At 44.8% G+C, this 12,078-nt stretch carries 11 protein-coding genes; 5 read left to right on the forward strand and 6 right to left on the reverse strand.

Features of this window, described 5'->3' with window-relative positions:
* Positions 1 to 329: 329 nt before the first annotated feature.
* The 3 genes from AB4Z08_RS02135 to AB4Z08_RS02145 all read left to right on the forward strand — a co-directional run bounded on the left by AB4Z08_RS02135 (position 330) and on the right by AB4Z08_RS02145 (position 4,729).
* Positions 330 to 1,370: a sensor histidine kinase gene (locus tag AB4Z08_RS02135; protein WP_441572123.1), complete on the forward strand. Its 1,041-nt coding sequence runs from the start codon at positions 330 to 332 to the stop codon at positions 1,368 to 1,370.
* Positions 1,370 to 2,074, forward strand: a complete 705-nt coding sequence (locus tag AB4Z08_RS02140; protein ID WP_441572124.1) for a LytR/AlgR family response regulator transcription factor — start codon at positions 1,370 to 1,372, stop codon at positions 2,072 to 2,074. The genes AB4Z08_RS02135 and AB4Z08_RS02140 overlap by 1 nt, the downstream gene beginning before the upstream one ends.
* A gap of 105 nt (positions 2,075 to 2,179) precedes the next feature.
* The gene (locus AB4Z08_RS02145) at positions 2,180 to 4,729 is read left to right on the forward strand and encodes an outer membrane beta-barrel protein (RefSeq protein WP_441572125.1); all 2,550 of its coding nucleotides are present in this window, start codon (positions 2,180 to 2,182) and stop codon (positions 4,727 to 4,729) included.
* 46 nt (positions 4,730 to 4,775) lie between these two features.
* Here AB4Z08_RS02145 and AB4Z08_RS02150 read toward each other — a convergent pair whose 3' ends face one another.
* From AB4Z08_RS02150 to AB4Z08_RS02170, 5 genes are read right to left on the reverse strand one after another with little or no spacing between them, the layout of a single operon-like run.
* Complete coding sequence (locus AB4Z08_RS02150; RefSeq protein ID WP_441572126.1) at positions 4,776 to 5,501, reverse strand: metallophosphoesterase; 726 nt, start codon at positions 5,499 to 5,501, stop codon at positions 4,776 to 4,778.
* 36 nt (positions 5,502 to 5,537) lie between these two features.
* Entirely contained in the window at positions 5,538 to 6,053 is a 516-nt protein-coding gene (locus AB4Z08_RS02155) for a DUF2199 domain-containing protein (protein ID WP_441572127.1), read from the reverse strand.
* A 20-nt stretch (positions 6,054 to 6,073) separates the two neighbouring features.
* Positions 6,074 to 6,805, reverse strand: coding sequence for a metallophosphoesterase family protein (locus AB4Z08_RS02160; protein ID WP_441572128.1), 732 nt, complete (start codon positions 6,803 to 6,805; stop codon positions 6,074 to 6,076).
* 8 nt (positions 6,806 to 6,813) lie between these two features.
* Positions 6,814 to 7,359, reverse strand: a complete 546-nt coding sequence (locus AB4Z08_RS02165; protein ID WP_441572129.1) for a 2OG-Fe(II) oxygenase — start codon at positions 7,357 to 7,359, stop codon at positions 6,814 to 6,816.
* 5 nt (positions 7,360 to 7,364) lie between these two features.
* Positions 7,365 to 8,054 (reverse strand): NUDIX hydrolase, encoded by a 690-nt coding sequence (locus AB4Z08_RS02170; RefSeq protein WP_441572130.1) that lies wholly within the window; start codon positions 8,052 to 8,054, stop codon positions 7,365 to 7,367.
* Between the two features lie 205 nt (positions 8,055 to 8,259).
* Between AB4Z08_RS02170 and AB4Z08_RS02175 the strand changes: the two genes are divergently transcribed.
* A complete protein-coding gene (locus AB4Z08_RS02175; protein WP_441572131.1) occupies positions 8,260 to 8,715 on the forward strand; it encodes a ubiquitin-like domain-containing protein in 456 nt (151 codons plus the stop codon).
* Between the two features lie 294 nt (positions 8,716 to 9,009).
* Positions 9,010 to 10,953 (forward strand): lectin-like domain-containing protein, encoded by a 1,944-nt coding sequence (locus tag AB4Z08_RS02180; protein WP_441572132.1) that lies wholly within the window; start codon positions 9,010 to 9,012, stop codon positions 10,951 to 10,953.
* 370 nt (positions 10,954 to 11,323) lie between these two features.
* Here AB4Z08_RS02180 and AB4Z08_RS02185 read toward each other — a convergent pair whose 3' ends face one another.
* A complete protein-coding gene (locus AB4Z08_RS02185) occupies positions 11,324 to 12,067 on the reverse strand; it encodes a hypothetical protein (protein WP_441572133.1) in 744 nt (247 codons plus the stop codon).
* Between the last annotated feature and the right edge of the window lie 11 nt (positions 12,068 to 12,078).

Genomic DNA, 12,078 nt, shown 5'->3' on the forward strand with positions numbered 1-12,078 from the left:
GTAAAGCATAAAGCAAAAAGCTATTGAAGCGAATGATCAATGCGGATATTATCCTTCCGATCAGGTCATTCGCTTCAATAGCTTTTTGCTTTATGCTTTACGCTTTATGCTTTCATCAGAATGACAGACAGGCGGGTTAGGTCTTTCCAGGCAATTTGACGGGTAATATCAGCAGTAGCCATATACCAGAATTTAGGGAAAATGAGGTAATCAGGAATTCGGGTACAAAATTAAATCATTATGGAATACCATTATCTGTTGGTCGTATAATTATAAAGGTTGGTCGCAACCTTTTGCACCACAATTATATAAATCCCTAATTTGCCGGCATGAAAGAAGAATGGTACCATCAAAAATGGGCAATAATCGCCAGGCATGTACTTGCATGGCTGATATTTTTCTCATTGCCCTACCTGCTGCATCCTACCAATGATAACTGGGAACGGGAACATCTGAACGACAAGCAGGCATGGACCTTCTATCAATACTTTACTTACCTGATTCTCATCGTTTTCTTTTACCTGAATGCCTGGGTATTTATTCCGAAGATGGTATATAAAAAGCGCTTTTTTGAATACACGCTGTATATCCTGGGTGTCTTCGTTTTTATGTTTGTTGTCAGGTACCTGTTTGAGAACTTTTTCCTGAGATCGCATACCGTAGATATAAAACCTGTCATCCTCTTCACCGTTTTCACCATTTTCTTTGTGTTATGCGCCAGTACGGCCTTTCAGATGATAGTGGATAAAATGCAACAGGAACGGAAAAGCAGCGCCAGGGAAAATGAAAACCTGAAAACCGAGTTATCGCTGCTGCGTTCCCAGGTGAGTCCCCATTTTATGTTTAACGTGTTGAATAACATGGTATCCCTGGCCCGCAAAAAGTCAGATGTACTGGAACCTTCCCTGATCAAGCTATCCTCTCTCATGCGCTACATGCTCTATGAAGCTGATGAGGATAAAGTGCCCCTGCAAAAGGAAACGGAATACCTCCAAAGCTATATAGACCTGCAACAGCAGCGGTTTGGCAAAAATGTAGCCATCCAGGTATCGCTGGAGGCAGCCGACAGCACCTATGAGATAGAACCCATGCTGCTCATCCCCTTTGTGGAAAATGCATTTAAACATGGTACCGGCCTGATCTCCAATGCCAGCATAGATATCAGCTTATATACGCGTCCCGGTATGTTGTTTTTTTCCGTACGCAACAAATTCAACGAAGCATCTTCAGAAATAAAGGATAAAACCAGCGGTATTGGCCTCGCCAATGTAAAAAGGCGTTTGAATTTATTATATGGAGATAATTATGTTTTACACATAACCAAAAAAGATGACTGGTTTATAGTATCCTTGCAGTTAAATCTCCACTGATGATGAAGTGTATTGCCATAGATGATGAACCGCTCGCGCTGGACCTGCTGGAAGACAATATCAGCAAAGTCCCTTACCTGCAGCTCACCGGCAAATGCAATAACGCCTTTGAAGCCATGGAAATACTGCGACATCAGCAGATAGACCTGATATTCCTGGACATTCAGATGCCCGGGTTGACCGGCTTACAGTTCCTGGAATCGCTGCCTAATAAACCCATTGTAATACTGATTACTGCCTATGAGAAATATGCCCTGGAAGGCTTTAATCTGTCCGTCACCGACTACCTGGTGAAACCCGTTTCCCTGGAGCGTTTTATAAAAGCCTGCAATAAAGCACAGGAGCTGTTCCAGCTCAAAACCGGTGGTAAAAGTGCCAAAGAACAGGCCGACTTCTTTTTCGTCAATGTAGACTACAGTTTGCTCAAAGTGGTATTTGCAGACATCATATGGATTGAAGGACTGAAAGATTATATCAAAATACATCTCAAAAGCACCCATAAACCCGTTATTACCCGCATGAGTATAAAGGGTATGGAGGAGCAGCTCCCGGCCACAAAATTCATCCGTATCCATAAATCCTATATTGTGTCCGTGGCTGCCATTTCTTCCATCCGAAAAAACAGCATTTTCCTGGATGAACTGGAACTCCCCGTGGGAGACACTTACAGGGATGCTGTATACGCCATTGCCGGCAAAATTTAGCCGGTATCCCTTCCATTTCGTAGCAATATTTCCCCCGCTCATCTCATTTCATTTATATTATCCATTACGGCGATATACTTTTGCACCATCTGAATTTATAATAAAATGCAAAAGATTTATTTGTTTATCACCCTGTTTTTGCTTTCAATGAGTGCCTGGGCGCAAGCTCCGGGCGGAGCTGCTGGCAGAATGCCGATGGGCATGAGTGGGCATGTTTATGGAAAAGTTATCGACCCCGATGGAAAACCTGTTAACTATGCCTCCGTTATCGTGCTCCAAAACCGCATGGACACCGCAACCAAAAAAATGAAGGAAAAACTGCTGAAAGGCGCACTCACCAAAGGTAATGGTGAATTCAGCCTGGAAGACCTTCCAGCCAGGGGGCCCCTGAAGCTGAGAATCACCGCTACGGGCTATAAAACCGTGGAGCAGGCAGTTAGCTTTCCCCCCTTTGAAAAAGACCTCGGCAACATTAAACTGGCCGTTAGTACCACCCAGCTACAAGGCGTAACCGTAGCCGGTACCAAGCCACTGATGCAGATGGATATCGATAAAAAGGTATTTAATGTGGAAAAAAACATCGTAAGCGCAGGCGGTACTGCCCTCGATGTCATGAAAAATGTACCGTCTGTAAATGTGGATATCGATGGTAATGTGACCCTGCGTAACAGCGCACCACAACTTTACATCGATGGCCGCCCTACTACCCTGACCCTGGAACAGATTCCGGCTGATGCCATCGAAAATGTGGAAGTTATTACCAACCCTTCCGCCAAATACGATGCATCCGGTGGTAGCGCCGGTATCCTGAATATTGTACTGAAAAAGAACCGTAAAACCGGATACAACGGTAACCTCCGTGCCGGTGTGGATAAACGCGGCGCCCTGAATGGTGGCGGCGACTTTAACCTGCGCCAGGACAAGGTAAATATTACCGCCAGCGTAATGGGTAACCAGATGAAAGGACGTACTAACGGTACTACAGAGCGTAATAACTTCGCCGATGTACCTGCTACCCAGATTAACCAGTATAACAGCAACAAAACCAATGGAGGCTTCCTTTTTGGTAAGCTGGGTATGGACTGGTTTATGACCAACCGCACCACCCTCTCTATTGCCGGAATCAAAGTACATGGTGAAATGAACCCTACCGAAAGAATTGATATCAACAGCGATACACTCGGTAAAACCGGTTCGATCCCAGGCTTCAGTCAGCGTAACTCTTCTTCCCACAACAAGTTCAATGCAAACGGACTGGTACTGGGCATGAAACACCTGTTCCCCAAAGAAGGAGAAGAACTGACCGCCGACTTCAACTATTTTGGTGGTAAGAGCGATAATAACTCCGACTACAGAACAGATCGCTACAGCAATAACAAAATTACCGGCAGCGATATCCAGCAAATCCTGGGAGGAGGGTCTGTGAGCTTCATGACACTGCAAACAGATTATGTAAAACCATTTTCCGGCAAGCTGAAACTGGAAACAGGGCTGCGAGCCTCTATCCGTACTACGAAGAGTAAATTCGATAACTCCATGTTTGACCCGGAAACCGGTAAGTATATCCTGATTCCTGCGGCATCCAATAATTACAAAAACAGTGATAACGTGTATGCGGCATATGCCAGCGTATCCAACAGCATCCGTAATTTTGGTTATAAGGTAGGTCTGCGTGCGGAAAGCTCCAACTATACCGGTGATCTGCTGAACAATGGCCAGCATTTCAGTAATAACTACCCGATCAGCTTATTCCCATCCGTGTTTTTAAGCCAGAAGCTGAAACACGACCAGGAACTGCAGTTGAGCTACACACGCCGGATTAACCGTCCCAACTTCTTCCAGCTGATACCATTCACGGATTCTACGGATAAGCTGAATATCACCAAAGGTAATCCTGGCCTGGTACCGGAGTTCACTACTTCATTGGAAATGTCGTACCTGAAAACGTTCAAGGGCAACAATACTTTACTGGGATCTCTCTACTACAGACATACCAACAACCTGATTACCCGCTACCTGACTAAAGAAACCGATCCGGTAAGCGGACAGGAGTTGCTGGTAAACACGTATATCAATGCTAATTCCAGCTACTCTGCCGGTGCGGAAGTCACATCGATGAATACCATCGCTAAGTGGTGGACTATGACGACCAACGTGAATATTTACAATTCAAAGATCAACACCGATAATGTTACCCAGTCGCAGGATGCGCTCTGGAGCTGGTTTGGAAAGATCAATAACAGCTTTAAGCTGCCGGCAAATTTTGAAATACAACTGACCGGTACTTACCAGTCTAAAACCAATCTGCCGGTAAACGATAATAAAAACGTACAGGCGGGTCCTCCTATGCAGCAGTCACAGAATGCTTCACAGGGTTATATTGCTTCCTTCTACGGTGTAGATGCTGCCATTAAGAAGAGCTTCCTGAAAAACAATGCAGCATCCGTTACTTTAAGTATCAATGACATTTTCAGAACCCGCTGGTCTGATCAGTATTCTGAAAGTCCTTATTTCACACAATATTACAGTCGCTTAAAAGATCCCCAGATGATCCGCCTGAACTTTGCTTACAGATTTGGTAAAATTGACGCCAGTTTGTTTAAGAGAAAGAATATGGGCGCAGGCATGCAGGGAATGCAGGAAGTGATTCAATAAGAAGTTGTCTTCAAGTTTAAAGCGCCGGAATGCGAAGGGGGTACACCTAAGCGTTCCGGCCTTTTTCATCCGGATATAACGACTGTACCCAATCGCTCTGCCATACCTGCTTCGTATCTATATTCATGGCAGAAAGCTTCCCTTTATAGGCGGCCCCGGTATCCACATTGTACACGTTACAGGCTTTCATAGGCATGCTTTCTTCATAAATCAGCGTAGGTGTATGTCCGATATAAATTTCATGAAATTGGAGTAGCTTCTTCGGATATAATTCAGGATGCGATATCACCCGCTCATCCATGGTAAGGGCCATTTCCCACAGCGATCTGTCTTTATACATGGCGGAACTAAAAGGAATCGTACCAGGGGTAACCGAAAACCCGGAATGAATAAATAGCCGGTTCTTATCATCCACATAGAAGTCTTTCATGTTGGAAAAGAAAGTGATGTGCGTTGCCTTTTCTGTAGCAGATAAGGGATGATAGCTGGCGATGGTGGCCAGGTGCCCGTTTTTTAAGCTTTTATAATCAGGTATAGTTCCTTTGAGCCAGGATTCACACCACTCATCGTGGTTTCCTTTAATAAAAATACAGGAATGTTCCAGCGCAAGCGTCATCAGGTAAGTGATCACCGCGGCGGAGTCAGACCAGCCATTCACATAATCTCCTAAAAAAATCAATTGATCATTTTCCTCCAATACCAGCTGTGCCATCACCTGTTGCAGGGCTCTCAATCCCCCATGTATATCACCAATAACGTAGGTTGCAGACATCTTTTTAGTAGGTTTACCGGATAGAAAACAACGATATTACTGGTGAAATTGTTTTAAAATATCGTCTACTCTTTTCTTCGCCTCTTCAAAACTGATTCCATTTTCCTGGTCCAGCGTCAATGGGTGATGCTCCTCGATTACTTTAATGACAGGTATCATTCCCATTTCGCTTTCATAGGCCATTGTCTTAATGTTAAGCGTATGCTCATATCCGGGAATGATGGTCTGCAGCCAGCCAAAGTAAGGATCGTTATGGATCCGCTGCGGATCTTCCCACATTTCATCTCTTTTGTAGAAGTTTGCTTCGCTGATGCTGGTCCATACATCGAAGAGCAAATCTTCTTTGTAATCGTTGATGGGGATGGTGATACGGCCGCGATGAAAAAAATGGGTATCATCTATTGCACAAAGACTTTCCGTCATCTTTATTCTATTTTCCCGTTCTTCGGGAGGAATGGAAAAATAGTAATCCGGAAATTCGCCGCCAAAGCATAGCGGCATTTCATCATATTCCTGTCCGCAACAGGCACATTTGTAAGTAAATTCTTTCATCTTAAATGGTTACTTTCATCTCAGGGGTTCCGGCCTTTTTCATTTGGATACAAGGTATACACCCTATCACTCTGCCACACTTCTTTGGTATCAATATTCATGGCAGAAATTTTTCCCATAAAGGCGGCGCCGGTATCTACATTATGTACGTTGGCGGCAGTCATGGGCATATCTTCTCCGTAATTCACACTCGGAGTATGACCTATATAAACCTCACTGAAAAGGGCTAATCTTTTGGGATATCGCAGCGAATCTTTAGGAATACGCGGGTCTACGGCAAGCGCCAGTTCCCAGAAGCTTCTGTCCCAGTAAAGCGAAGGCTCAAATCTTTCATGCGCAGGGCCGTGGGTGGACGTAAACCCTGCATGAATGAACAAGCGGTTTTTATCATCTGTATAATACAGCAGCATCCGTTCCAGGAAGGCGGTGTGACGACGTAAACCAGCCTCCGATAATTTGTTGAAGCTTTCTACGGTCGCTTGTCCTCCATTCCTCAGCCAGGAAGCATCCGGCATGATACCATGGAGCCAGGATTCGCACCAGGCGTCATGATTTCCTTTAATAAAAATGCAGCGGTACTTTTGCTCCAGTTCCATCAGATAGCTGAGTACTTCTGCCGACTCAGACCAGCCATCCACATAATCTCCTAAAAAAATCAATGTATCCTCTTCTGTTGGTGCGATCCGCGCTATCAGCTGTTTCAGGGCTTTCAGCGCACCGTGTATGTCACCTATAACGTAGGTTGCGGGCATGTTCTAATTTATTTGTACATAATATCCGTCCTCAGCACATATTTCACACCGGCGGTCAGCAATGCACCTTCATGCCGCAGCGGGTGATGAAAGATCAGGGCGGTACCTGTTTCCGGGCGAATAATTTCTCCGGAAGCAAAAATGGTTTCGCCACCGGTATAGGCTTCGTTCAGATAAATCATAAAAGTATACTGGCTGGCTTCAAAACGATTCCGCTCAAAGCTGCCATCCTTGTGCATTTTAAAGCGTTGTCCCGGGCTGTATTTGTAAAACCGGAACAATTCGTTCAAACCAACGGCGCTTCGGTTATCTGTCCCTTCCGGGGCAAAATCCTTCAGCCGTTCCCAGATAAAGGTAGTATAAGCATCGTCCTTATACAATACCCGCTCATTATTTCGTACGCCTTTTATCATGCGTTGTACGCCATTACCCACGTCTACAGTGGCTTCCTCGTATCCTATGGCTTCACTTTTTTCTATGAGGGCAGTGCATTCTGCCAGGGAAAGAAAATTCTTCAGGGTGAAGATGCCGGGAGCATATACTTGCTTTTCCATAAAAATTATGATTCTGTGGGAATATTAATCTGGAAATTATTCTTCTTTAATTGCTTGTTGAACTTATACAGTTCAGGATGCCTGTTTTTCAGGCCTTCCCGCTTCATACCAGTGTTGATGATATATTCTGCATCTAAAATTTTTCTGCGGAAATTGCGCCGGTCGATCGTTGTTTGCAGGATACATTCATATAGTTCATGCAGCTCGGTAATGGTGAACAGGTCATCCAGCAATTCAAAGCCAACCGGGTAGTAGAGTATCTTTGATTTCAGGCGTTGCAGGGCCTGACGGAAAATCTGTTTATGATCAAAGCCCAGTGTGGGCAGCTTTCTTACGTTAAACCATTTTACATCATTAGCCATGCTGCCGGCTACTACCTGGAATTTAGCCGGGTTAATGAGTGCATAATACCCCACTGCAATCACACGTCCTCTCGGATCTCTGTCGGGTGCATCAAAAGAATACAGCTGTTCCAGGAATACTTCATCCATGCCCAGCTTTGTTTGCAGAATACGTGAGCAGGTACTGAGGAAGGTTTCTTCCATTTGCAGAAAGCCGCCAGGTAAGGTCCAGCAGTCTTTAAATGGTTCCTCCTTACGGTTTAACAGCAATACAGACAGGGTATTGTCGTGGTATCCAAATACTACCAGGTCTACCGCCAGGGAGGGGTTTTTATACTCGTGAAAGGCCTTCATATTTTGTTTGCGTCAATTTAACGTGAAGTAACTAATTTTATGGGAGATAACCTAAAAAATATTACAGCCGCTAAGATGGATTGTGGCAGGTATGTGCCCTGCTTAAGAACAGCAAAAAACAAAAAAAAGAAAGTCAACAATAATTTTCCGCTCACGTAGAATTATCCCACATAAACGATGCCCGGTAAGCGGGAACGTTCCCGGAATGGATTATGGAAAAAACCGATATTTCATTCCGGCAAGTGTTATGTTTGTTACGCCAATCCAACATTATGAGCCTATGACCAATTCGCTTTTCACCATCCTTATTGCATTTAATCTATGGAGCCTGCATAAAAAGGCAGCAGAAATCCAGCTCCAGGTATTTTCCCGGCAAACAGCGGCTAAGTGCGATTCTATTCCATCAATGAATAACAAAATAAGTATCAGTATAATTTCTCCATTATGGGCTTCAACTCCCTCCACGCTGCTCATTTCTCCAGCCGCAAAAGTGAAAGAGTTGAAGAAAAGTATTTTAAAACAATGGAGATTGAGCGATGCAAACCTCTACTATAATAGCCAAATGATGAATCCTAAAAAAAATTTATCTTTTTATGGAGTCAATAAATCCGGAACAACAATACAAATATATTATAGTGGTATGGATATTATCAGCGAGTAAATACCCGCTGTTCCAAATTTAGCGGTACGGCAGGTGCAGATAGTAAGATCATCCGGAGATATAATGCAGCGGCAGGATTTTACCGCGCAGCATTTAATTTCTCCCGACTAAAAAAAATAATGTTTGATATAAGGATTGTTTTTAGGTAAAAAAAAATCTTGTTTCTACAAGATTTTTTTTCTGAAGAGATGACATCAATTGCATGTCAACATTACTTCACATCCGATAAACGATAAAAGCAAAAATTTATCTCAGCAACAAATAAAAATCCGCCATACCATCCTATATCCTATTATGAAAAAAATACTATTCCTGGTTATCAGCCTGCAGCTGTTAACTGGTTTCATGCTAAATGCACAAATGCCGTTACCTTATATACTCAATGGTTCTGCTACACAGCGCAGCTGCAATTGTTATGTACTCACGCCAGACCAGCAAAGCAGCAGTGGTACCGTCTGGAATAAAAATAAAATTAACCTTAACCAGGATTTCGACTATGCATTTGATGTAAACCTCGGTTGCAAGGATATTACCGGAGCAGATGGTATCGGATTTATATTGCAGACGAAAGGCACCAATCTTGGTGGTCTCGGATCAGGACTGGGGTTTCAGGGTATTTCTCCTTCTCTCGGTGTATTGATTGATACCTATCAGAATTTGGAAACAAATGATCCCACCTACGACCACCTTGCTATACAAATGAACGGACTGCTGGACCACAAAAGCAGTAGCAATCTGGCCGGACCGGTAACCGTCATAAAAAATAAAGATAACGTGGAGGATTGCCTCTGGCACCTGTTCCGCATTAAATGGAATGCAGCATTGAAGCATATGGAAGTAAGCGTGGACAAACAACTAAGGCTCACACTTGACAAAGACCTGGTAAAGGATATTTTTGGAGGAGATCCCTATGTTTTCTGGGGGTTCGCCGGCTCTACAGGCGGTGCATCCAACAAGCAGCAGTTTTGTGCCGCCTTACGGCCGGAATTCAGTTTTAATCCCCAACAATCGTTCTGCGAGGGTGCCTCCATACAGTTTAATGAGCAATCCACCTCTTTTGGTGCTATTACAAAATGGTGGTGGGGTTTTGGAGATGGTACATTTTCTGCCGCGCCTATTCCTCCTGCTCATATATACCTTAAAGCAGGAAACTATGAAGTAAAACTGGTGATTGAAGACAACAGTGGTTGCAAATCAGATACACTGAAAGTTCCGCTTACAGTTGGAACATCGCCGGTAGTGGACTTCGGACCAGATCACGTTTGCCTGGGTGCTCCGGTATATATGAATGATCATACCAGCATTACGACAGGCACTTTACAAAAATGGGAATGGACGTGGGATAACGGTACTACCTCCATGGGTGTTAAACCGATGCTACCCTATACTACGCCGGGTTCCCGGCAAGTGCAGCTGAAAGTAACTTCTGCACAGGGCTGCGCCAGCTCTTCCGTCAAATCAATACTCATTGGCAGCACGCCACAGGTAAGCGGCTCCATCGAAAATGTTTGCCTGGGAACTACCACCTATTTGCGCGGCATCAATCATACACCTGATGCTCCTATCAAAAAATGGCAATGGGAACTTGGCAACGGCGAAATACAACTCCAGCAAAATGCTGCTTATAACTATACAGATCCCGGGTACTATCCTGCACGGCTATACGCCATTAGTGAAGCTGATTGCCAGTCACCCGTTATAGATGTTCCTGTCAGGATATATGCAGTACATGCAGATGCCGGCCGCGATACGATTGTAGATAGCGGACACCCTTTCCAACTGCAATCAGGATGGGGAGATAGCCGGTTACAATATACCTGGTCTCCGGCCATTGGATTATCCAATCCTGACATACCTGATCCCATAGCCATTTTATATAAAAGCCAAACCTATCACCTTACCCTGACTTCCCCGGAGGGATGCCACGATGAAGACGATATCAATATAAAGGTGAATGAAGGGCCAGCCTTTTTTGTGCCTAATGCCTTTACCCCCAACAATGATGGCCGCAATGATATCTTTCGCGTTATCCTTGCCGGGCAGCCCAAACTGGACTTCTTCTGCATATGGAACCGCTGGGGACAGGAAATATTCCGGACTACAGATCCTCAGAATGGTTGGGATGGCAACTGCAATGGCCGGCCCGCCTCTACCGGCACTTACGTATGGATGGTGCAGGGAGTGGACTATATGGGGCAACGCTTTAGCAGGAAAGGAACGATAACGCTTATCCGATAGTACGCCGTAACAAATGTCCATTGATACTACAACCCAGGGAAGAGGCATATGAGCTGTATCATCTTGCATTAAGAACCTGGTCAACATTACCTGCAGAGATATATTCTCATTATGTAGGCTCCGTCGAGGCTATGCTTAGCACCCGCTAAGTACCTATAGCAACACTGCAGCAGAGGTGGACTTGATGCGGGGATGAGTTCCGGATGTATAACCCCGATGAAATTGAATCAGCAAATGGAGAGAGGTAAAAACCGGCCATAGCAGGGCTGCTTCCCTATCAGAGGGTAGCTGCGGAAAGAAATATATTATTGAAAAGAAGCAGGTATCAGGGGTTTATTTATCAAAATATCTCCACGGGGGCAAGATCGCTTTATTCCAGTTGAATGATAGCTGGATATGCGTGTGTATAGGTAAGGTTCGGAAGCAATCTTGTCCGCTTGGGGTAAGTACGTTTATGAGCATATTTGGGTACTTGTGGCGCTGCCACTGCAATAATATCGGCGGCCATGTATTGTCTGTTGCTGGATGGGCCGTCTTTGTACATGGCTCTTACCTGGAAAACTACTACCAGTGAACCCTTCCCGGGTACATCCAGCGAAATATTTGTTTCCTGGAAAGTGGTATCCGTATCTATCATGAGCGTAACCGTTTCGCTACCTGCCACCTGACGAGATATAAAATCTATACGCGTTGCGATCACTTTTACTTCCAGCGCAGCAATGCCTTTATACCCGTCGATGGTTTGTGCGGGAATATTTAATATCCCATTACTCAAAAGGCGGGGAGCCACCGCAAAGAAGCGATCTACGCCGGTATGCTGATTGAAGCGGAAGCCTGTTAGGGCCGCATGATGGTCGCCGGCAGCAATGAGCACCTTGTTCAGGCGATTGATGTGGCCGCCGTCACAATGGATATCCAGGTGGGGGTAGAAAGCATGACGGATAAAAGCGCCTTTCCTGCTGGCGATGCCAAAACGCCGGGATGCGCGGCGGGTAGCAGTGGTTTGCCGTACCCTTTCAGGCATGGAGCGCAGAAAGTATTGGCCATTGCGCTTATACCCAATGAGAGGGCCGAGTTTTCCCGTAAAGGGAAGGATAGACATTTGTTTTGCCATCGGAGATTATT

The sequence above is a fragment of the Chitinophaga sp. RAB17 genome (genome assembly GCF_052114225.1).
In the GTDB taxonomy this organism is placed as follows: domain Bacteria; phylum Bacteroidota; class Bacteroidia; order Chitinophagales; family Chitinophagaceae; genus Chitinophaga.